This window comes from Flavobacterium notoginsengisoli (assembly GCF_014207905.1).
Lineage (GTDB): Bacteria > Bacteroidota > Bacteroidia > Flavobacteriales > Flavobacteriaceae > Flavobacterium > Flavobacterium notoginsengisoli_A.
The window spans coordinates 1-23,889 of record NZ_JACHLB010000013.1; the positions used below are offsets into that span (position 1 = coordinate 1).

Consider the following 23,889-nt stretch of genomic DNA (forward strand, 5'->3'; position numbering starts at 1 on the left):
GTCAGTTTAAATTGAAAAGGAGTGGTCAGTTTGACCCGAAATCGGTGGTCACTTTATGCTGAAAAAGCGTGGTCAATTTGACCGCTTTTTCCAACAAGATTACTTAAAAACAACTCGAATCGGAACCAATTTGGTATACGGAAACGGTATTTCTCAAACCGCTTATTTTGATTTTAATTCAGTTTATATTAAAGAAACAGATTATAATAATCGTCCTGCAAATCCTCCTCGTACGAATGCTTTAACAGAATACTATTTTGATTTGACAAAATTTGTGACTGTAAAAAGTATTAAGACAATTGAAGAAATTCTGCAATCAACAGGTAGCGATATTTCAGCGATTAAGCAAGATATAAATGTGATAAATCAGTCTTATCTTCCTCTTAACGGATCGAAAGCAATGCAGGGAGATTTGAATCTTGGAAATCATCATTTATATTTAAATAATTTAAACGCAGCAACTTCCAATGATTATTTATTAGCTGTAAATAATCAGAATCAAGTGGTTAAAAACGGAACTTTACTTAAATCATTAATTGATCGTATTGAAACTTTAGAACAACAAACTTCTACAGCCGTACCCAAGGGAATGATTGCCATTTGGGGCAAGCCAGCTCCATTTCCTGAAGGATGGGAAGAGTATGTTCCTTTGAGAGGCAGAATGCCTATTGGATTAGATGTAAATGATTCTACATTTAGTGCTTTATTAAATTTTGGTGGTAATAAAGAAAAACGATTGGGAATTAGTGAAATACCTAGTCACGGACATGATTGGTTATATTCATACGAAGGTGATGACGACAATACTGGTCATAGTTTTGATGAATTTACTTTTAAACCAGGAAAAATCCCTCAAACTGATTTGAAAAATCCAATTGGTAAAACAGGTGGAGATCAGCCATTTTCATTGTTAAATCCATACCGAGTTGTTCATTTCATAGAATATACAGGCAAAGCGAGCGATAAAACTGCACCGACAACTCCTGCTAATTTAAGCGCTTCAAATATTGGAAATACAAGTTTAACTTTAAACTGGAATGAATCAACTGATAATGTTGAAGTTACTGGTTATCTTGTTTACAAAGACAATTTTAACACTCCTTTAGCCGAATTAGGAAAAAACACTCTTTCTTATAATGTTAAAGGATTGTCAGCGAATACAAATTATAATTTCTATGTAAAAGCAAAAGATGCTGCAGGAAATTTATCCGATTCAGCAAATTTAAATGCTACAACAACAAATGTAACCCCAACTGTACCAACATTACAGCATGCTTATTACGGAGGTCCAATCATGACGCTTCAATGGCCTAATAATATTGATTTAGGGGATATTACTTATGAATTATATCGTAGAATAAATGGCGGAGGATATCAGCTTATAAAAACATCAACTGAAACTTTTTATTACGATTCGTTATCAAATGGTGTAACCTATTCATATCAAATTCGAATTAATTCTGATGGATATATATCTCCTTACAGTAACACTGTTACAGTGACGGGAAATTTTTCATAAAAAACTACTCATACTCTTTTGGGGTTTTCACCTCAAAAGAGTTCTTCTCTAAACCTCCAAAAAACTCTAAAAAAAATAGCAATGATGCAAAAGATTTCAGAATACTCAAACGAATTAAAACTACTTCTGTACGGAATTTTTATTTATTTAGAAATGGATACAGGTATTGTCAAAGTTTTATTTTACTTAATGATTATGGATACTTTTCTAGGAGTTGTCAAAACTATTGTATTAAATAATCATTTTACTTTCAAAAAATTGGCCGTCGGTTTCGTTTCTAAATTAGCCGTTTTATTAATTCCAACTGCATTAGCTTTAATGAGTAAGGGACTTAACTACAACTTTAATTGGTCGGTAACCGCAGTAATGAATTTACTTATTGTAAGCGATGGTATTTCGATAATTAGCAATATTATAGCAATTAAAACAAAAAAAGAGGTAGAAAATTTTGATGCTATAACACTTATTCTCAACTCCATTAGAAGTCGTTTGATTCTACTATTCAAAAAAATACTAATTACCATAGATCCTAAATACAATAATATGTTATAATAAGAAACAGCCTCTAAAATAAGTTCATTTTGGAGACTGTTTCTTATTATTATTTTTTGTTTATAAAATAGAAATCCCAACCGGACTACCTACAATCTAAAAAGCGGTTCATTTTCAATAAAAAGTAAGAGATTACATTTGATTCCCCATAAAACAAATCGTAATACACTTAACAAAACAAAAAAATGAACGAAATAAGACACGATTGGACTAAAGAAGAAATTCAGGCTATTTACGATAGGCCTTTGTTGGATTTAGTTTATAACGCCGCTACCGTACATCGTCAGTGGCATAAGCCTTCAGAAATACAAGTATGTACTTTGCTCTCTGTAAAAACTGGCGGCTGTCCAGAAGATTGCTCTTATTGCGGACAAGCGGCTCGCTATCATACAGATATTAAAGTACAGTCACTTTTGCCGACAGAAACAGTAATTGAACACGCTCAAAAGGCAAAAGATAATGGTTCTTCTCGCTTTTGTATGGCAGCCGCTTGGCGCGAAGTCCGAAATAATAAAGATTTTGATCGCGTAATTGATATGGTAAAAGGAGTCAATAATCTCGGATTGGAAGTTTGCTGTACTTTAGGAATGCTTACAGAAGAACAAGCGATTCGACTTCAAGAGGCCGGACTTTATGCTTATAACCATAATCTTGATACCTCCGAAAGTTATTATGACGAAATCATTAGTACACGTAAATTTGATCAGCGTATTGATACTATAAATAATGTGAGAAAAGCAGGAATTACGGTTTGTTCGGGCGGAATTATTGGTCTTGGCGAAACTTCTGCTGATCGTGTTTCTATGCTCGCTACATTGGCGACCATGCCTATTCATCCTGAATCTGTGCCTGTAAATGCTCTGGCTAGAGTAAAAGGAACACCTTTAGAAAACAATCCAAAAGTGCCACTTTGGGATATGGTTCGAATGATTGCAACTGCTCGTATTATTATGCCAGCTTCTATAGTCCGCCTTAGCGCTGGACGAATTGAAATGACTGAAGAAGAACAAGCTTGGTGTTTTATGGCTGGCGCTAATTCTATCTTTACTGGAGAACGCGAAACTTTATTGGTAACACCAAATCCAGGAATATCTGAAGATATGCAAATGTTTCAAAATTTAGGACTTAAACCTTTAAAAAAGGAAATCAGTAATGCGAATGCAGTCGTTATCTAAAAGAATCTTTTTTGCTTAAAATAATTTAAAGCCTCAATCTAAATAATTGAGGCTTTATTTTTAAATCCTACTTCTATTTCTTCTTACTTAAATACTTTCTAAAAATATAATTTCATAATTAGTTGACAAAAGCAACTAATTTTATATATTTGTATTTCATAAGACATTTATTAAATATGAAAACTGCAACATCAAAAATCAGAAGTTTTAATCGATTTTATACTGCGCATTTAGACCTTTTAAATCAGCATTATCTTGAAAGCAATTATTCTTTAACAGAAGTACGAATTCTTTATGAAATCAGCGAAAGCAAAATAATTACTGCTCAAAAAATAACGGAGATTTTAAAGCTTGATAAAGGTTATTTAAGCAGAATATTAAAACGTTTTTTAAAGGAAAACTTAATAACCCGAATTTCTTCAGAAGAAGACAAAAGAGCTTTTAATATCAAATTGAGTGATTATGGAAATGAATTATTAAATACTTTAAATGCTAAATCTGAGAAAAAGATTGAGGATAAAATTGAGAAACTGAATTTCACTGAAAAAGAAATGTTAGTCAGTTCTATGCAAAAAATAAAAAATCTTATGACCGAAAATAAAATAGAACGTCATGAGATTTCGTATCGCCATACTATTAATCCTGGAGATATTGGATATATCATTTATCTTCATGGCTATATTTATGGAAATGAATCTAATTTTTCTACCGATTTCGAGAAATATGTGATTAAGACTTTTTACCATTTCTTAGAAAATTATTCTCCAGAAAAAGACCGTATTTGGATGGCAGAATACAATAATAAAATTGTTGGTTGCATTGCGATTCAGCATCAGTTACAAAATGAGGCACAATTGAGATGGTTTTTACTTGATCCAGCTTTTAGAGGATTAGGTATTGGCAAAAAACTCTTAACCGATGCAGTAGATTTTTGCCGAGAAAAGAAATTTGAAAATGTTTTTCTGCTTACCACAAGCCTGCAAAACAAAGCACTTGAAATGTACAAATTGGCAGGTTTTAAACTTACAAAATCTGAAGAAGTTCAAGAATGGGGAAAAGTTTTTAATGAAGAACGATATGATCTAAAACTCAAATAAAAAACAACCTTCAAGTCAAATGATTTGGAGGTTGTTTTTTTTCAATCTTAACCAAAATTTATTTTACCTCCGTAACCGAAGGAAGCTTATAAGTTCCATCTAGAACCTCTTTGCCTGGCAAATAACAGCGCATTAGAAAATTCCATCCATCTGTTATATCTAATCTGTTTTTCGCATCTTTAGGACATTTATCTGCCGCTCCAAAATAGACCGTAAAAGTTTTATCTGCATTGTATTTTACATTCGAAGCATTAATTACACTATTGGTGCTTTTCATAAAACCATCTTTACCATAAACTGTTATAGACCAAAATCCGCTAACATCTGGAACTTTATAAGTCGCCACATAACATTTACTGCCCGAAAGGTTTCCACCGTTGTAATTAATATAAGTCGCATCTTTGTTTGGAAAAAGCCCCCACGCTCCTGCGCAAGCATATTGTCGGGTTTTCTCATTTACTTTTCCTCTCGGTCCCATCCAATCGTCTGGGTAACGATCGTATTTAGAGAATTCTTTTTCATATTCGACATGAAGCGAATCTAAAGATTTCGAATCCCATAGCGGTTTCTTAAACTCTTGTGCACTATTAGACTCAATTATAAACTGATCTTTAAGTTTATTGACCATGGCAATTTCCTTAGCATCATTTGGATTATAAATCTGAATACGAATCGCCATAAACATATATTTAGTATCTGCTGGCAATTTATATTTGCCTGGTTTGTAATATACTACCGGACAATAATGATCATTATCAATCACTAAAATAGAAGCATATCTTTTATCTGGCATCGCAGGAAATGTGACGGAAGCTCCTTTCTCTACATCTACAACAGCTCCAGAATACAAAACATCTTTATTCATGCGCACTACAGTTTGTTTATCTAAAGGCGTTACGTCTCTTATATGATAAAATTTATTAATTCCACCCGCCATTTGGCTAATGTTATAAAACATCTTATCGGTTTCTGCTCGAATAAAATTTTCTGGTTTCACTATGTTTTTTTCATCCACAGTTACAACTTCTTTCTCTAAAGGTTTATCTGAATCTTTTTTCGAATTAGAATTACAAGATAAAAAGACACTTATAACAATAAATGTAAACAGTATTTTAATCTCTGATTTCATGGCAATTTCGTTTTTGTTTAAAAAAAATAGATACAATTAACTAAAAACCAACAACTTAAAAACAATAAATTTATAGAAAAGATACAAAAAATTCTCTCACATTTATAAAGCAATACATTATTTCTTTAACACTATAAGACAAATTCCTATTCTTAAAAAAAAGAAGCCTTCAAATATTACTATCTAAAGGCTTCTGTTATAGAAAAATGAAATTAATTAAATGCTAAACCATTCTTTCACGTCTTCTTCAATCGTTTCTGTTACCACAAGGTTGTCAAACTCATTTGTTGAAGGACTATATTGGTATTCTTTCTTCCAATTTTCAATATTAGAAGCAATCTCTTTAACCGCATTACAAATAAACAAAAGCTCTTCATTGGTCATCGTTGGATGAAGTGAAACTCTAACCCAACCCGGTTTTTCCGTTAAATCCTTTTGAAGAATTCCATTTGTAATTTTGGCTGATTTTTCTTCATTAATATCTAACAAAAAATGAGCGTACGTACTAGCGCAAGACCAACCACCTCGAACTTGAATTCCGAAACGATCATTTAATAATCGAACAATCAGATTGTAATGAATATTTTCTATAGTGAATGAAACACATCCAATTCTCTCGGTTTCTAAATCGCCTAAAAGATGTAATCCTTTTATTTTTTGTAATTCTGAAAAACAAAGATTTAGTAATTCCTTTTCTCGGTTTTTCATGTTTTCGATACCCATTTTATCTTTCAATTCCAAACATAATGCTGTTCGCATTACTTGCAAAAAACCGGGCGTTCCTCCATCTTCTTTTACTTCAATTGCATCGCTGTAATGATATTCTCCCCAAGGATTAGTGCATTTTACATTTCCACCGCCAGGATTATCAGGAAAATTACTTTTGTATAAATTTTCATTAAAAACTAATATTCCGCAAGTTCCTGGCCCGCCAAGAAATTTGTGTGGTGAAAAGAAAATAGCATCCAATCGCTGTTCTGGATCTTCTGGATGCATGTCAATTTTAACATAGGGTGCCGAAGCCGCAAAATCAACAAAACAATAACCGCCGTTTTGATGCATTATTTTAGCCAATTCATGGTACGGCGTAATAATTCCGGTAACATTTGAACAAGCCGTGAACGAACCAATTTTTAGTTTTCTATTGGCATACTTTTTAAGTTCTTCCGAAAGAATTTTTGGGTCGACCAAATTGTTTTCGCCGCAAGGCAAAACCACCACATCTGCAATGGTTTCATACCACGGAACTTGATTAGAATGGTGTTCCATATGGGTAATAAAAACCACTGGTCTTTCGTCATCAAAATGTAATTTTACGTTGTAAATATTATCCTCAGAACGCAATCCCATAATGCGTTGCAGTTTGTTTAGAGCGGCCGTCATTCCAGTTCCTGTTGCAACTAGACAATCTGTATCGGATGCATTAACGTGTTTTTTAATTAATTGTCTTGCATACTGATACGCATAAGTTGAAGCTTTTCCGGTCTGACTTGAAAAAGAATGTGTATTGGCAATCATTGGTCCAATTTTTCGCAACATTATATCCTCAATCGGAAAATAAAGTCTTCCGCTGGCAATCCAATCGGCGTATAATAGATTTTGAGTTCCATAAATCGATTCAAAACTATGATTTGCGCCAATTGTATTTTCTCTAAATGGAGAAAAATATTGTTCTAATTTGCTTGTTTTCAAAGTAGTTTCCATTTCATGTATCATTTCAAAAACCTATTTCTTAAAATTCTTAATTCCGCTTTGAAGCCAGTTATAATATTCCTCAATATCTGGATTATAAGCTGAAGGTTCTGTCAAACTAGCACTTTTATGATCTACAATTACATAAAATGGCTGTGCGTTTGCTTTATAGGTTTTAATCTGCAAATCGCTCCATTTGTTTCCGATAGTTTTTATTCTTTTTCCTGTAGTTTCAGAAGTATATTGTTCGCTTTCAGGCAGTTCTTTTTTATCATCAACATACAATGAAATTAAAACCACGTCATTATTTAAAACACTTAAAACTTTAGAATCTGACCAAACTAATTCTTCCATTTTTCGGCAGTTTACGCAGGCATATCCCGTAAAGTCCAATAAAACTGGTTTTCCTTCTTTTTTCGCAAATTCCATTCCTTTATCATAATCATGAAAAGTGATAATGTTTTGTGGGCCGTGTTCTGCTCCTTCTGGAAGTTCTGAATTGGAACTTTCACTTGAAATTTTAGAACCGCCCAATCCATCTGGAGATTCGCTGTAATGCATTGGAGGCGGAAATCCACTTATTAATTTCAGAGGAGCGCCCCAAAGTCCAGGAATCAAATAAATGGTAAAACTTAAAACTAATAATCCCAAACCTAATCTTCCAACCGAAATATGATTTAAAGGAGAATCGTGTGGCAAAGTAATTTTTCCAAATAAATAAAAAGCCAGCATTCCGAAAACAGCAATCCAGATCGCTAGAAAAACTTCTCTTTCTAACCAATGCAATTGCAGAACCAAATCGGCATTTGATAGAAATTTAAAAGCCAAAGCCAATTCTAAAAATCCTAAAACTACTTTTACTGTATTCAACCATCCGCCAGATTTTGGCAATGCATTTAACCAGCCTGGAAAAGCTGCAAATAATGAAAACGGAAGCGCGATAGCAATAGAAAATCCTAACATCCCGACGATTGGTGCAATTCCTCCTTTTGAAGCTGCTTCAACCAATAATGTTCCAACAATTGGACCTGTACAAGAAAACGATACAATGGCTAAAGCCAAAGCCATGAAGAAAATTCCAATTAAACCTCCTCTATCGGCTTGAGAATCGACTTTATTTGCTAAAGAGCTTGGCAATACAATTTCAAAAGCTCCCAAAAACGAACAAGCGAAAACAACCAATAAAATAAAGAAAATCAAATTGAACCAAACGTTTGTCGAAAGTGCATTTAATGAATCTGCTCCAAAAACTGCCGTGACAATTGAACCCAATAAAACATAAATGATTACAATTGAAAAACCATAAATCATAGCGTTTCTAATTCCTGCTGCTTTGGTTTTACTTTGTTTGGTAAAATAACTCACCGTCATCGGAATCATTGGAAAAACACAAGGCGTTAATAATGCCGCAAAACCTGATAAAAAAGCTAAAATAAAAATAGTCAGCAATCCTCTAGACTCTTTTTTCTTTGGTTCTTGAGCAATTTTGTTTGGTGCTTTTTCTTCAGTTTGAGCAACTTTTTTTTCTTCTATAATAGTTGAATCTTCTTTTACAGCAGCAGTTTCTTCTGCAGAAGCCAATTTTTTCTCTGTCGGAATTTTAAAAGTTAATTCTTCTGAAGTTGGCGGTAAACAATTGCTATCATCACAAACCATGAACTCGACTTCTCCCGCAACATTAGAAATAGCATCTGATGTAAATTTTATTTTTTGAGTAAAAAGCGCTTTATCTTCAAAATATTTAATTTTCATATCAAAGATTTTATCGACCACTTCATGCCCTTTTTCTTCGGTTGTTTTTCCAACTAATTCAAAGTTTTTTTTCGTGTTTTTGAAGGTGAAAGCCGTTCTTGATGGTCCGCCTTCTTCAATATATTGTCCGTACAAATGCCAGCCAGATTGAATCACGGCTTGAGCTTTTAAAACATATTCTTTGTCTCCTGTTTTTTCTACTGATGTTGACCATTTCACTGGATTGTACATTTGTCCAAACGTACTTGCAGAGATCAACAACAGCAAGGTTATGATAATATTTTTCATTGTTTTTTTGAGTTTGATTTAAAAAAAAGAGCTGCTTGCCGACAGCTCTTGAAAGTCTTTCGTATAAAATTTGGCTTACTAATTCAGATTTTAAAATGAAATGAAAGACTTTTTTTAAGTTTTCAGTCGCAGTCGCAGTTTTCAGTTTAAGTATTGACTGAAAACTGCCACTGAAAACTGAAAACTTATTTCAACGGTTTCCCTTCTTTATCAAGAGAACCTGATTTGATGATGATCATTTTATCCAACTGAACATATTTCTTAATGGCATCGTTTACTTGCTGTAAAGTTGCTTTTTCGATATCTTTTGGATATTGTTCAATATAATTTGGCTCTAAACCTCTTTCGATAAAACTTAAAATCGTTCTTGCCATTCCGTTTGTTGTTGACATTCCAACTTTAAAACTTCCAATCAAATTGGTTTTCTTGTTTTCTAACTCTGTCGAAGTGATTCCTTCTTTTACCCATTTGTCAACCTGAACCATAGTCGCATCAAGACCTTTCTGGAATAAATTTGGATTAAAAGATGCGTTTACAAACCAGTAGCCTCCAGTTTCGATATTTCCTCCTAAACCAGAAGAAATGTTATAAGTCAAACCGTCATTATCACGAACTGTCTGCATTAAACGTCCAGCAAAACCTGCTCCTAAAGTATAATTTCCTATGTAAAACGGAATATAATCAGCATCTGCTCTCTTCAAGCCTGTAAACTGTCCGATGAATAATTCTGCACTTGGCTTTTCAGGAATAGTAACCACTTCTGTCTTTGATGCAGCTTTTGAAGCTTCCTCAAATTTTAGTTTTTCTGTAACACCGCCATTCCAATTTTTGAATGATTTTTTAAGTGAAGCATTTAGGTTTGCTCCGTCTGTATCGCCAACAATTACTAGACGCATAGAAGCTGTTCCGAAATATTTTTTATGGAAAGCTTTCACTTCCTCTAACGTTGCTTTTTTAATATTTTCGATATTATCCTCAACGCTTAAACTGTAATTCGGATTTGTTTTTGGATAAATTGACTGCGATAACGCAATGCTTCCTCTCTCTCCTGGATCGTTCAAATCCTGCTGTGTGTTTCCGATAAACTGCTGTTTTAAGTTTTCGAATTCTTTAGCATCAAAAAGCGGATTTCTTAACTCTTCTGCCAATAAAGCAATAACTTGATCCAAATCTTTTTTCAAACACTTAAATCCAATATTGATTTTGAAAGTTGAAGCATTTACATTTAAAGTCACTCCTAACTTTTGAAGCTTTTCTGAAAATTTGAATTTATCATTTAAAGTCGTTCCTTTTGAAAGCATTGAAGCCGTTAAAGCTGGAATTATATCGTTTTTAGTTTCGCTTGCATAATTTCCTAATGAAATACTTGCTGCAACAGTCACAAAATCTTTAGCAGAAGTTTTTACTGAAACCACATCAATTCCTGAAACTTTTTCTCTTTTAAAAGCCGACGCTGATTTTTCGATTGTAGTTTCTAATGCATTATTTTCTTCCAATTTATTTTCTTGCGAAAATGAAGTAGCTGGTAAGCTTTCATTATGAGAATGTTCACCTTCAGGATGTCTGTAATAAAACGGACCGTTTTCTCCTATATAATGGCTAGCTTGAGCCGCATTTTTATTTTGAGAACCAGATTGTTTTGGGATGAAATATCCTGTTGTGCTTTGGTCTTCAACCAGATATTTGTTGGCAACACGCAATACATCTGCTGGCGTTACTTTCTTCAATCGGTCTACACCTGTAATGTAATCTGTCCAATCGCCTGCTGCAATCGCTTCGTTTAATGCCGATGCAATTACGCCAGAACCATCACGAGCCAAAATAGTCTGCGCACTGATTTTTGCCACAACTCTATTTACCTCATCTTGGGTTACGCCTTCTTTCTGGATTTTTGCCACAACCTCGCTGATTTTTGCATCAATATCTTCATGTTTTGAAGTTGTCGGAAATCCAACGCCAATTGTAAAAAGTCCAACTTCTTTAAACTCCGTTGCACTTGCATAAGAATAGATTCCCATACGGGTATCAACGAAAGTTTTATTTAAAATAGCCGAAGGTCCATTGCCAATAATCTGAGCTAGAATTCCTAAAGCAGGAAGATCTTCGTGCAGAGCACCTGGAATTTTATACGCTTTATTTACAACGCCCAATTCTCCAGGTTTTCTAACTGTAATTTTACGAGGACCATACTGTTGAGGTTCTTCTGTATAAGGCTGAGGCATCACGTGAGGCGCTTTGGTGATTTTACCGAAATATTTTTCAATCAGTTCAAAAACATTTTCTTTTCTGAAATCTCCAATAATCGTCAATGTTGCATTATCTGGCCAATAATAGGTATTGTAGAAATTTTTCAGAACCTCAATTGGCGCTTTTTCAATATCCGATTTCCATCCGATTGTTGAATGATGATATGGATGCGCAATATAAGCCGAAGCCCATATTTCTTTATCTAACAAACTATTTGGATTATTTTCGCCTCTTTCAAATTCATTTCGTACCACCGTCATTTCTGCGTCTTTATCTTCTTTTGTCAACAAAGAATTTCGCATTCTGTCCGCTTCAATCTGAATTGCCAATTCGATTTTATCGCTTGGAAGCGTTTCAAAATAGTTTGTACGGTCGTACCAAGTTGTTGCATTTAATTGCGCTCCAGTATTTTGAAGGACATCGGTAATGGTATTTCCATTTTTTTTATTGAAAGTTGGAGTTCCTTTAAACATTAAATGCTCCAAAAGGTGTGTTGATCCTGTATTTCCTAAAACTTCATGTTTAGAACCAACGCGATATACAATTTGCACCGTTGCAACAGGCGAAGCATTATCTTGCAAAAGCAAAACGCTCATGCCGTTTGGCTGATAAAGATATTCTTCAATCCCGCCTAATTCTTTGATTTTCTTAAAATTAACCGATTTGCTCTGCGCTGAAATAAGGGTGCAGAAAGCCAGTGAGCAATAGCCCAGAAAGATGTATTTTTTCATTTTTTGTAATTGAGATTTTTTTTAAGTTTTCAGTCGCAGTCACAGTTTTCAGTTTCACTGTGACTGAAAACTGCGACTGAACACTAATTTATGATTTACCGAAAATTGCTTTCAGTTTAGATTGCAATTCTGCTTCTCTAAGGTTTTTGGCAACAATTTTTCCGTCAGGCCCAATTAAGTAATTGGTTGGAACCATTTTTACTCCGTATAAAACAGCAGCTTCGTTTTGCCATCCTTTTAAATCTGAGACATGAGTCCAAGTTAGACCGTCTTTTTCGATTGCTTTTTCCCAAAGATTCTTCTTATCATCTAAAGAAACTCCCAAAACATCAAAACCTTTATCGTGGTATGTTTTGTAAGCCACAACCACATTTGGATTTTCTTTACGGCATGGTCCGCACCAAGAAGCCCAAAAATCTACTAAAACATATTTTCCTTTATAATCTGATAATTTTACCACTTTTCCGTTTACATCGGTTTGAGAAAATTCTGGAGCAACAACTCCAACAGCCGTTTTGTCATTAAGATCGATTGCTGTTTTTAATCTTTTTCCGTAGAATGATTTTTGAACTTCTGGAGATAAGATTGCGTAATATTCTTTTACTTTTTCTGGAGTTCCGTACGAAACAATTCGGTCTTCAATTACCAATGCTCCACCTAAATTGTCTTTATTTTTTTTAATGAATTTGTCGGTTAAATCATCCGCGAAAGTGCCAAGATCTTTCCATTTTTTATCCATCATTGCTTGCTGTTCAGCAGTTAGCTTCACTTTTCCGCTCTGCGTTAACGAATCAGATAATTTATAGATTGGCCCTGCAATTGCTTGTATTTTTTTGAATTCGTTATCGTAATATGATTTGTAGAAGTCATTTTGAGTAGAACCTGTCACTTTTGCTTTAAAAACAGAATCTTTTTTAGCTTCAATTTTAATGTCTTCATTATCCAAAAGAAAATACGCTCCGTATTCTTGTCCTTTAACTTTAATTGTATGAAATAAAGGTTCTGCTGTTTTTCCTGTAAATGTAAAAACACCTTCTTTTACCTCAGCAGAATCGATGATTTTTTTATCTCCTTTTTCATCTACATATTCCAGATAAACAGTTCCTTTATCTAAACCGGCGATAGTACCATTAATTGAATAACCTTCTTTTTTAGCGCAAGAAGTAAATGCCGTCGACATTGCCAAAGCAAATAAACTTGATTTTAAAATTGTACTTTTCATGTTGCTATTTTTTTGTTATTTTTTGGTTTCGGTTTAGGTTTTCAATCTTAATTTTCGACTGTGACTGAAAACCTCCACCAAAAACTGATTTAAGACTTTAAAAGTTCTTTTAGTTTCGCTTCCAATTCTGCATCTCTTAAATTATCACCGATAATTACACCTTTACTATCAACCAAATAAGTTGCTGGAATTGCTTTTACATTAAATGATTTACTTACTTTATCATCATCCAAAAGGTTATGCCATTGCATATTTTCTTGTCCTAATGCTTTTTGCCAAGCTTTTTCGTCTTTATCAATTGAAATGCTCAAAATTTCAAAACCTTTAGGAGCATATTCTGCATAAGCTGTTTTTAGATTTGGGATTTCTTTACGGCACGGTCCACACCAAGAAGCCCAAAAATCTACCAAAATATATTTTTTCCCTGCTACAATGTCTTTTGCATTATATGGCTTTCCGTCTTTATCTTTTAAGTTGAAATTTGCAATGCTTGTTCCGATTAATGATTTTGGATTCAAATCTTTATCTAAAACTTGTCCGTAATAACTTTTCTTTGCAGCTGGAGAAAATTGCTCATAAATTGGTTTTTGTTCTGGAGTGAAATAGCTGTATTGCGTCATCATAAAAAATGGTCCCCACCAAGTATCTTTATGTTTTGCAATTAAATCTTTTGTTGTTTTTTCTACTTTAGTGAAGAAAGCTTTTTCGTCTGCCTCAAATTTTTTCCAAACTGGAAGATTTTGAAGAGAATCTGCTGCTTTTGTATTTTTCTCTTTTCTTGCTGCACCAATTAATTTGCTTAATTCATTCGATTCTGTTGTATGATAAGCGGCGTAATCTTTTTCTAATTCATTTCTAAAAGCAGTTTCTTTTTTATAATAATCATGAGATTTAGATCCTGTAATTATTTCATTTGTAAACTTAATTCTTTCGTCTTCTTGTTTTGAAACCTCAGCATCTGCAGTAACTTTAATCTTTGCATTTTCTACCATTAAATTCACAAACCCTTTATTTTTTCCAAAAACAATATAGAAGAAACGAGGTTCATTTAGTTTTCCTGTAAAAGTAAATTTGCCATCTTTAACTGCTGTTTCTGCAACTGGAGTTTCTGAAGAATGTGTTGCTCCAGGAATTAATTTTACGGTTGTCCCGTCTGCAAGACCTGTAATATTTCCTTCAATAGAATATGAAGTTGCCGCTGGTGTTGTTACTTTTTTCTTTTGTGCAATAGTTGTGTTTGAAATAGATAACAAACAGATGCACAATCCTAATATTTTATATTTAATTGTATTCATTTTCGATTGATATTTTAGAAAAAGCTTCCCTTTCGGAGTTCCTAATCAGGAAGCTTTTTTAGATTATTATTTAGCTACGTTTTGTGTAATTGTTCCATTTCCTGGATTTTGCGTTGCTCCTTGCGGGAAAGGCATTGTCCATAAATGAGAATCTGATTTTAATGTGTACGTATTTCCGTTTGCTGTTTTTGTAAAACTTACTTTGTAAACACCTTCTGCATTTAGACGACGTGCATCTGCAAATGGAATCAGCGTATTAATAAGTTCATTATTTTTAGTTTTAAAAATAGCATTCAAAGCTGTCGTTTTATCTGAAGTTGAAATATCCTGATAAGAAGCCGGAAGAATACGAGTTTTACGAACTGTATTTAAAACAGCTAATGCATCGCTAATTTGTCCCGCACGAGCCAGACATTCTGCTTTAATTAAGTATATTTCAACAGTTGTAATACCTCCAAAATTGAACATTCCTGTTAAAGTTCTTCGGTATGAAGTTTCAGCACCAACAGTTCTGATTTTCCAGCGAGATAAAAAACGGGCATCACCAGTTTCAAAACGTTGTGCACGCTCTACCGGAATATCAAACTCTGCTGCTAAATAATAAATCGATCCATGACGATAAGTATAATTCTCAACATAAGTGTAACCCATCGGAGATACAGTAGTTGTATACGAATTCGGAACATCAATAATTGCTTTATTGGTATTATAATAACCAATCCAGTCATACAATTTATTATTTTCAGCCAATGCTAAATCTGCATATTTTAAAGCTTCTGTATAATTATTCATCTGCAGATAAACTCTAGAATAAAATGCATAACCAGCGCCCAAAGTTGGATGCAAAGCAGTTTGAGAAACTTTCGGCAAATACGGAATTGCATCTTTAAGATCATTTAATATAAAATCATACAACTCCTGAATAGTTACTTGTTTACTTGGCGCATTGATATTGGCACTTGTAATTAAAGGAACTGATAATTTTGTTCCCGCAGTTGAAGCAACATAAGTATCTGCATAAAAATTTACAAGATTAAAGTAATTCATAGCTCTCAAAACTTTTGCCTGTGCCCAAAGAACTCTTTGTTCTTGTTCTGTTGCTCTGGTTGTTGTAAGCGCATTTTCTATAATCAAATTGAAAGTCGAAATACCAGCATAACTTCTGTAATAAGCCGTTTCATCAGATTGTTTCAAATCAATTCTGTTGGCATTCTCATCCCACATATAATTTGCGTTAAACAATCTATTATTTGATAAAGTCGCCGCGGTCAAAAATTGATCATTCATTAAATAAATGGCTCCATCGACATTTACGACCTGATTTGTATATTCATCTCTTAAAAATGCCTCATAATCTGCTAATGTTGTAGGTACTTTTGATCCTTTTGGCACATCATCCAAATAATTGTCACAAGATGCCAAAGTCAATCCTAAAGCTAATATGCACGCTACATTTTTATATATATTTTTCATCTTTTAGTCTTTATAAATTAGAAATTAACATTTACTCCCATAACATAATTTGGAGATTGGAAACCGTTCAAAAGATACTTAGCATCTCTACTTTTAGCGAAAGTGTATACATTTTCTGCATTCAAATTGAAACGTACACCGTCTAATTTCACTCTCTTCAGAAAGTCTTTTGGAAGTTGATATGATAATGAAACGTTGCTTAATCTCACATTCGAAGCATCTAAAATATTAATATCTGCATAAGAATAAATGGTACGCGAATCTGAGCTAAAATCTGCTTCATATTCATAAACTACTCTCGGAACATTTGTAAATGCTTCATCTCCCGGTTGCTGCCAACGGTTTTCGATGTTCTTATTTACAGTTGTAATATTTGTTACATAACCTCCAGCTGAGCTATTGTAACTATTATTCAACATAGGCAAAAAGGTGTTTCTAATTTTATGACCCAATTCATAAATGAAAAGTGCAGAAAGCGAGAAGTTTTTATAATTTGCAGAAGTATGGAAAGAACCACTATGTGTTGGAACTGTAGAGCCAAAATCTTTAATTGCATCTAATTGACCAGGGTTAAATTTTACTGCTGTTCCAGAAGCATCATAAACCTGAGGTAATCCTGCACTGCTCAAACCTGCCCATTTATAACCATAAATAGTATTGAAGTTGTTTCCAACTCGCGGAAAAGATTGAGGATAATCTAACTGAAGATAATATACTGGAGCTTTTACATTTACGTAATCAACTTTATTTTTATTGTTCGCATATAAAACGGCTGCATCCCAAGAGAATGATGGTGTTTTTACGATAGTTCCTCTCAAAGTAACTTCGATACCTTTGTTAGTCATTTCTCCGTTATTAATTTTATAAGTAGAATAACCCCATCCTTCTGTTGGAATTCCTTGGCTACTTGCTAACAAATCTTCTCCTTTTTTATTGTAATAATCCACTGTTCCGCTTATTCTACTTTTGAATAATGAAAAATCTAAACCAACGTTTGTTGTCGTTGTTTTTTCCCAAGACAATTCAGGATTTGGTCTTGAATTAATAGTACCTTGAGATCCTCCAACGTTTGAATTTGAATTATAATATGCTGTCAAATAAGGTGCTGAATCTTTAGCAACGTTTCCTCCAATACCATAAGACGTACGAATTTTAAGTGCATCTACCCATGAAACTTTAAAAAATGACTCTTTATCAATATTCCATGCCGCTCCAGCAGACCAAGTTGGTTTGTTTTGATATTTACTGTCAGTTCCCCAAAGATTAGAACGATCCCAACGCACGCTTCCAGAAAGATTATATTTATTATTATACGTATAGCCTCCTGTTGAATAAACTGAAACGTAACGATTTAGCAATTCTTTTTCTAAAGAAAATTCTTGTTGCGACATATAACCGCTAAAAACACTTCCGTACACTTTAAGTAAATCTGCCTGATTTATTGGGGTAAAAGCTAAAGTCTGACTGTCATAACCATAACGAGTATTGTCATTGTATTCTAATTTCATATGACGCATTTCCATACCAGCAATTGCAGAAAAATCATGTTTATCATTAAAAGTCTGGTTGAAATTTAACTGCTGACGGAAATTATAAGCATTTGTAAACTGATTTGTCCCTTTGATAATATCTCCGTAAGGCAAATTATAAACAGCTTTATTATTGGCAATAGTTACCATTCCGTTTACTTTACTTCTCACGTAATAAGAGTCTTTACCAAATAATTGGCTTGCACGATCTGAACCGTATTCATATTGGAACATAGCATTATAAGAAAATGCTTTGCTGAATTTTACATTAAACTTAGCGAAAGTTCTATTTTGGAAACTTTTATTTTCAATTAGATTTCTTCCAAATTCATCCATTGGTGTAATATCCATATTGTATAAACCATAATTTTGGATAGACTGCAATGTGAAATTGTTGTAACGTGAAGCTGCTGTAGAAACAAAATTAGTTCCATCATTATTCACTAATTGATTATATGGTTGATATTTAAACCCTGGGCCTGAAGTAAAAGCAGGATCTGAAGCAAAATAACTTTGTGTATCACCAGTTCCATAATTCAAATAAGTTCCTAAATCAAGAGATAACCAACTATTGATTTGAGTTGAATTTTTGATATTAATACCAACCGATTCATTTTCAGAGTGAATATTTTCCAGTTGATTATTTTTATATGTAATCGATGCATTAAAAGTATTGCTCTCGGTTGCTTTACCTAAACTAAGGTTGTGCTGCATAAAATACTGATCGCGTTTTGCATATTTTGCAATATCATCAAAATATTTATAACCTTGTGAACCTAACGCATCTAAACGACTGTTCATGTCTGCCTGAGTAATTTTTCCTGCATAGCCATTTAAAATTGTCTGCATTCCTAAACTAGTAAATACAGCATTATTCAATAATGATTGCGCATAAGTAGCTGCATTTGCCGTTTTCAAATTAGGATTTCCATTTGCCCATCCTCTTTCTAGAGCTATAATATCTCCAGAATCCGTTAGATTTCCAGTGTAATTTCTATAAGGATCTATAGTTAAATTACTTGAAAATGAAATAGTTGTTTTTCCTGCTTTTGCCTTTTTAGTAGTAATTACAACAACTCCGTTAGCTGCACGAGCACCGTAAATAGAAGAAGCTGCAGCATCTTTTAAAACTGTTATAGTTTCAATATCTTCTAAGTTAAGATTTGGAACATTTTCTTCAATAGTTGCATATGGCGTTAATTTTGTGTTTTCTACAGGAAATCCATCAATTACATATAACGGAGCTGTAACACCTGTCATAGAAGTTGTTCCACGAATTTTTCCATTTTGATAACCTGCTACACGTCCTTCTAAAATAGCATTTATACTGCTTAAGCGCTGTTCTGCAAAATCTTTTGATTTTAAATTAGAATACGCTCCAGTTGCTTGCTCTGCGGCAATACTCTGGTAACCAGTTGTTAAAACAACCCCTTCTAATTCCTGTACATCTTCTTTTAAAACTACGTTGATAACGCTTCTGCCATCTACTTTTATTTCTTGTCTAATAAATCCTAAATAAGAAAATGCCAAAGTCGTTTCGCTGCTTACTGCAATAATCTGATATTCACCATTAAAATCAGTGTTTACACCTCTTCCTGAACCATTATCTGCGACTGCCGCGCCAACTAAAGGCATACCTTTAGAATCTGTAACTCTACCTTTTACAATAAAATCTGCCTCTGGTTTTTTAACTTCGGCTGTTTTATCAGCAGAAAGTTTTTTAGGCATCAAAATAATATGGTTTCCAGATACTTTAAAATCGGTACTGGTATTATTAAAAATTTTATTCAAAATTACTTCAATCGAAGTTTCACTCGCATTTACGTCGATTACTCTATTTAAATCGACAGATCTTACATTGTAAACAAATCTGTAATCTGTAGTATATTCAAGTCTTTCAATCACTTTTGCAACAGTCATATTATTGACATTAAAAGAAATCTTGGATTTTTGAGAATAACTAGTTCCGGCATGCATTACGCTTAAGGCAGTTAGGAGAAATAATGTGGTCAATTTCATTTTCAAATCAAATTTCAAAAAAGGCTTATCAAACCTGATTTTGTTCAAGAGTTTTTTCATACTTTTAAAATGTTTTTTTTAATGTTGGTTGGTTAATTAACTGACCGCATATACTCTACCGGGAAATGTTGGCGCATTTTCCGGTTTTTTTATAACGATCCTTTTCATTTTTGGATTTTTGTTACATAGGCGTTTTTAATTTTAGATTTCTGATTTTAGATTTTAGATTATTTTCAAATCTTGTTTCTTTCTTCTATTCTCTTTATTTTATCGTGATTTTATCTCTGTCTATCTGGTAATCAATCTTATAACTATCGCTAAAATATTTCAAGACCACTTCAATAGGTTCATTGTCAAAGCGGGCGTTAAAAATTTCTTTTCCTAAAGTTTTGTTTCTATTAATGAAAGTCACATTATATTGACGTTCCAGTTTTTTGATGATATCAGCAAAAGAAGCATTCTTAAAAACCAAACTTCCTTTTACCCAAGCTGTATAATAATCTGTATTAACCTGTTCTGTGCTAATTGCATCCTGACCTTTTAAATTTGATCCTTTTAAACCTGGAGTCAGATACACTTGATTTGTTTTCTGCTGTTTATAAAGCGAAACTTTACCTTCGACCAAAACAACATCTGTACTTGTATTATTAGTATACGAATCAACATTGAATTTAGTTCCTAAAACCTCAACATTAACCTCTTGAGCATTTACGGTAAACGGATGCGCCTTGTCTTTACTTACTTCAAAATAAGCTTCACCGGTTAAGTAAACTTCTCTTCTTTTATTCTTGCCAAACTGCACCGGATAACGTAATGATGTTCCCGAATTTAAATGCACTACAGTTCCGTCAGACAACTGGACTTCGAATTTTTTTCCATACGGAATTTTCAAAGTATTATAAACCAGCGCTCCTTCTGCGAAAGCTTTTGTATAAACCAATCTATTTTTTTCTTGTTTTCCGATAATATTTCCTTCTTTATCGGTCACCGATTTTTCATCAGATGTATCAATTGTTTCAGAAGAACCGTTACCTAATTGTAAAACAATTTCGTCTACACGAGGAATGATAACATTCTGTTTAACTTGTTCTGCACCAGAATTTTTATAAAAATAGAATCCGCCTAAAGCGATAATCAAAATTGCTGCATATTTATAGTACGATGAAAATCTTCTTTTAGTAAAAACATTATTTTCTTCTTCAATTCTTTTTAGAAGCTGTTTTCTAACTTCTGTAGAATCAAAAGAATTTAAAGCCGCATCTATTGCGTAATTAGTTTTTACAAAATCCTTAAACACAATTTTATTTTCGTCATCTTTTAACCACTCTGTCAGCTGCTCAATTTCGTCTGTAGAAGCCTGATTTGTGATAAATTTAACGATTAATCGCTCTGATTTTTTCTCGGTCATTTGGGGCATTTTTAATATTATTACGAAGCCAAAAAACAAAACCCTAACAATTTGATAAAGTTTTTTTCATTTTGATGATTTTTTTTCTTTTCACAAGTCTTTTCTTTCAATTAAACTATACTAATTCTATAGAATTTATAAAATAAATAAATTATATTTGCACTTTTAATTCTCTTTTTATTTGTAATAAATTTCAAATAGAAAATGAAAAAAATGAGCATTTTTAAGAAAATCAGCTCATTTTTAAGGCATAAATTTTATAAATTAATATATTTGTTTTTATGAAGATGGATGATTACAGCGATAATACCACATTAATTGAATCTCTAAAAAATGGAGATGAAACCGCTTACACCTATCTCATCGATACGTATCATCATAAACTTTGTGTGTATGCTAACAGTCTGGTAAAGAATGTTTACAGCGCAGAAGATATTGTACAAAACGTTTTTATTAAAGTTTGGGAACAGCGTACGAGATTAAAAACAGATCATTCTTTAAAAAGTTTTCTTTATAAATTGGTTTACAATGAATTCATCGATTTATATCGAAAAAACCAATCTTTGTTTTCTCTAGAAAAATCATATTACGATGCATTGAACGGAATTGTTCAAGAAGAGGATTCTGAAGCCTTTCAAAGAGTTTTAAATGCGGTTAACAAAGAAATTCAAAATCTGCCTCCGAGGTGCAAAGAGGTTTTTATTTTAAGTAAAAAAGAAGGTTTAACCAATATCGAGATTGCTGAACATCTTGATGTTTCCATAAAAACCGTTGAAGCACAGATTACTAAAGCTTTTTCTATTCTTCGTAGTTCTTTAGAAGAAAAAGTGAAAAGTGTTCTGTTTCTTTTATTTTCTGCAAAAAAAAAATTCAGACTAAACAATTAATCTGAATTTTCTTTTATTGTTTTAAAAGCATAAATCTATCGAATTCTACTTTTCAATCTTTCTTCTTTACTCTTTCTTCTACATTCCCGCTTCTTCCATTTTTTCTTCAAACAATTCTAAAACAGGTATTTTCATATCGTGATAAAAAAGCACTTTCCAGTTTTCGTCTTTGGCTTGTTGTTCCCATTTTTTGCGTGATTCCCTTGCACGTTTTCCATCAAAGTCTGTTTTGTACGCAACATGCATAGACCAATATATTTTTTGAGGCAAATCATCGGCGCCGTAAAACACAATTTCATCATCGGCTTTTATCCAGAAAACTTGATGAAATTTGGTATGTCCTGCCGAAACTTCGTAGAAAATTTCATGAGTAATATTTCCGTTGTCTGAATTTAGCAATTCGACATTAGGAAGTTTTTTCAATTGATTTAATATTTCAAAAACATAAGACGGATTATTGATTTGTTCTAAAGCAAAATCTATTTCTCTTTCCTGAATATAAATCTTGGCATTCGGAAAATTTTGAACAAAACTACCGTTCACAAAATAACCAATTCCTTCGATATGATCTTTATGTAAATGCGAAACCAAAACTTTCGTTATTTCATTCGGATTGATATTATTTTTTAGAAGCATTTCATGAATAAACGGAACTCCGTTATTTACGAATCCCAAACCAAAATCTAGTAAAATAACATCATTGTCAGTAATAATAACAAAAGGCTGAATTGCCATTTTTAAGCCAGACTCTTTACTTTCTTCTGTTAAAAGTTTGAATTCTTTTTGGGCATTTGCCACATAATTTCCTTCTTGTAAAGCTATGATTTTCATTTTTTCTCTTCTATAATTTTGCAACATTACAAAGTTCTTAAGATTTTCTATATTTGTAAAACCTTATTTTTCGATATAATCAATCGATAAAACCGATTTAGAAATGGAACTTCGACAGCTTAAATATTTTCTAAAAGCAAAAGAATTATTGAATTTTACTGAAGCTGCTGCAGCTCTTTACATTAGTCAAAGCACTTTATCACAACAAATTAAACAGTTGGAAGATGAACTTCAAGTACCACTTTTTAATAGAATTGGAAAAAGAATTACGCTGACCGAAGCAGGAAATTTATTTGCCGTTTACGCACAGCAATCTGTAAATAAAGCTTCAGATGGACTTCAATTTATTAAGGATTTGAATAATCTTGAAACTGGAAAAATTGCGATTGGCGTAACGTATGCATTACGTCATGTGGTTACTAAAGCCTTGATACTGTTTAGTTCTGAATATCCTAAAATTCAATTCGAAATTGTATTTGGAACTTCGCAAGAATTAATTCAGAAACTGAATCATTTTGAATTGGATGTGATTTTGACTTTTGAAGAAATTGCTTCAGAAGAACATTTCAAATATCAAGAATTGTTTACTTCTCCAATGGCTTTAGTTACGTCTACAGAAACGCCTTTTAGTAATAAAAAAAGTATTTCTCTAGAAGAAGTTAGTGCACTTCCGCTTGCGCTTCCTTCAAATGGTTTTAGCACTACACAGTTTATCAATAAAGCTTTTAAGAAGGATAATCTCAATCCGAAAGTTACAATTGAAATCAATGATATTCCTACTTTACTAGAATTAATCAAAACCGGAAATTGGCACACAATATTGACCAAAACGACAATAGAAAACGAAAAAGATTTACACGCCATTCCAATAAAAGGAGAAAATATGACGCGAACTGCCATGCTGATTTCTCTTAAAGATGTTTATGAGAAAAAAGCAGTTATAGCGTTTTTGAAAATATTGATGGAGAATTTGGCTGTCAATTAAGAATTAAAATTTGGTAATATAAATTTTTATACGTGTTTATCGTAGAGACGCACCGCAG

Annotated in this window: 16 protein-coding genes; 6 read left to right on the forward strand and 10 right to left on the reverse strand. The window is 33.0% G+C overall.

The features are described 5' to 3' along the window. Positions 1-55 precede the first annotated feature (55 nt). The 4 genes from HNP35_RS23415 to HNP35_RS23430 all read left to right on the forward strand — a co-directional run bounded on the left by HNP35_RS23415 (position 56) and on the right by HNP35_RS23430 (position 4,343). Positions 56-1,519 carry a fibronectin type III domain-containing protein gene (locus HNP35_RS23415; protein ID WP_184168112.1) on the forward strand — a complete coding sequence of 488 codons (1,464 nt, stop codon included), beginning with the start codon at positions 56-58 and terminating at the stop codon, positions 1,517-1,519. An 81-nt stretch (positions 1,520-1,600) separates the two neighbouring features. After that, positions 1,601-2,071, forward strand: a complete 471-nt coding sequence (locus tag HNP35_RS23420) for a phage holin family protein (protein WP_246453672.1) — start codon at positions 1,601-1,603, stop codon at positions 2,069-2,071. 185 nt (positions 2,072-2,256) lie between these two features. Continuing rightward, the gene (bioB, locus tag HNP35_RS23425) at positions 2,257-3,246 is read left to right on the forward strand and encodes a biotin synthase BioB (RefSeq protein WP_184168114.1); all 990 of its coding nucleotides are present in this window, start codon (positions 2,257-2,259) and stop codon (positions 3,244-3,246) included. A gap of 176 nt (positions 3,247-3,422) precedes the next feature. Beyond that, entirely contained in the window at positions 3,423-4,343 is a 921-nt protein-coding gene (locus tag HNP35_RS23430; RefSeq protein ID WP_184168116.1) for a bifunctional helix-turn-helix transcriptional regulator/GNAT family N-acetyltransferase, read from the forward strand. 58 nt (positions 4,344-4,401) lie between these two features. Here the strand turns inward: HNP35_RS23430 and HNP35_RS23435 are convergent, their stop codons facing one another. The 9 genes from HNP35_RS23435 to HNP35_RS23475 all read right to left on the reverse strand — a co-directional run bounded on the left by HNP35_RS23435 (position 4,402) and on the right by HNP35_RS23475 (position 21,128). Further along, positions 4,402-5,472, reverse strand: a complete 1,071-nt coding sequence (locus HNP35_RS23435) for a DUF1254 domain-containing protein (protein ID WP_184168118.1) — start codon at positions 5,470-5,472, stop codon at positions 4,402-4,404. Positions 5,473-5,688: 216 nt separating this feature from the next. Further along, complete coding sequence (locus HNP35_RS23440; RefSeq protein ID WP_246453673.1) at positions 5,689-7,176, reverse strand: aminotransferase class V-fold PLP-dependent enzyme; 1,488 nt, start codon at positions 7,174-7,176, stop codon at positions 5,689-5,691. Between the two features lie 21 nt (positions 7,177-7,197). Then, positions 7,198-9,204 (reverse strand): protein-disulfide reductase DsbD family protein, encoded by a 2,007-nt coding sequence (locus HNP35_RS23445; RefSeq protein WP_184168122.1) that lies wholly within the window; start codon positions 9,202-9,204, stop codon positions 7,198-7,200. A 185-nt stretch (positions 9,205-9,389) separates the two neighbouring features. Then, positions 9,390-12,182 (reverse strand): M16 family metallopeptidase, encoded by a 2,793-nt coding sequence (locus HNP35_RS23450; RefSeq protein ID WP_184168124.1) that lies wholly within the window; start codon positions 12,180-12,182, stop codon positions 9,390-9,392. 88 nt (positions 12,183-12,270) lie between these two features. Then, positions 12,271-13,404: a TlpA disulfide reductase family protein gene (locus HNP35_RS23455; protein ID WP_184168126.1), complete on the reverse strand. Its 1,134-nt coding sequence runs from the start codon at positions 13,402-13,404 to the stop codon at positions 12,271-12,273. A gap of 89 nt (positions 13,405-13,493) precedes the next feature. Next, positions 13,494-14,699, reverse strand: a complete 1,206-nt coding sequence (locus HNP35_RS23460; protein WP_184168128.1) for a TlpA disulfide reductase family protein — start codon at positions 14,697-14,699, stop codon at positions 13,494-13,496. Positions 14,700-14,765: 66 nt separating this feature from the next. Continuing rightward, positions 14,766-16,172 (reverse strand): RagB/SusD family nutrient uptake outer membrane protein, encoded by a 1,407-nt coding sequence (locus HNP35_RS23465; protein ID WP_184168130.1) that lies wholly within the window; start codon positions 16,170-16,172, stop codon positions 14,766-14,768. A gap of 17 nt (positions 16,173-16,189) precedes the next feature. Continuing rightward, positions 16,190-19,720, reverse strand: coding sequence for a SusC/RagA family TonB-linked outer membrane protein (locus tag HNP35_RS23470; protein ID WP_246453674.1), 3,531 nt, complete (start codon positions 19,718-19,720; stop codon positions 16,190-16,192). A gap of 262 nt (positions 19,721-19,982) precedes the next feature. Beyond that, positions 19,983-21,128 carry a FecR family protein gene (locus HNP35_RS23475; RefSeq protein ID WP_184168140.1) on the reverse strand — a complete coding sequence of 382 codons (1,146 nt, stop codon included), beginning with the start codon at positions 21,126-21,128 and terminating at the stop codon, positions 19,983-19,985. Between the two features lie 281 nt (positions 21,129-21,409). Between HNP35_RS23475 and HNP35_RS23480 the strand changes: the two genes are divergently transcribed. Beyond that, entirely contained in the window at positions 21,410-22,015 is a 606-nt protein-coding gene (locus HNP35_RS23480) for an RNA polymerase sigma factor (RefSeq protein ID WP_184168142.1), read from the forward strand. Between the two features lie 78 nt (positions 22,016-22,093). On the opposite strand, the gene HNP35_RS23485 is transcribed toward HNP35_RS23480, so the two are convergent. Further along, entirely contained in the window at positions 22,094-22,846 is a 753-nt protein-coding gene (locus HNP35_RS23485; RefSeq protein WP_184168144.1) for an MBL fold metallo-hydrolase, read from the reverse strand. A gap of 103 nt (positions 22,847-22,949) precedes the next feature. Between HNP35_RS23485 and HNP35_RS23490 the strand changes: the two genes are divergently transcribed. Then, on the forward strand, positions 22,950-23,831 hold the full coding sequence (locus HNP35_RS23490) for a LysR substrate-binding domain-containing protein (RefSeq protein ID WP_184168146.1): 882 nt from the start codon (positions 22,950-22,952) through the stop codon (positions 23,829-23,831). Positions 23,832-23,889: the final 58 nt, after the last annotated feature.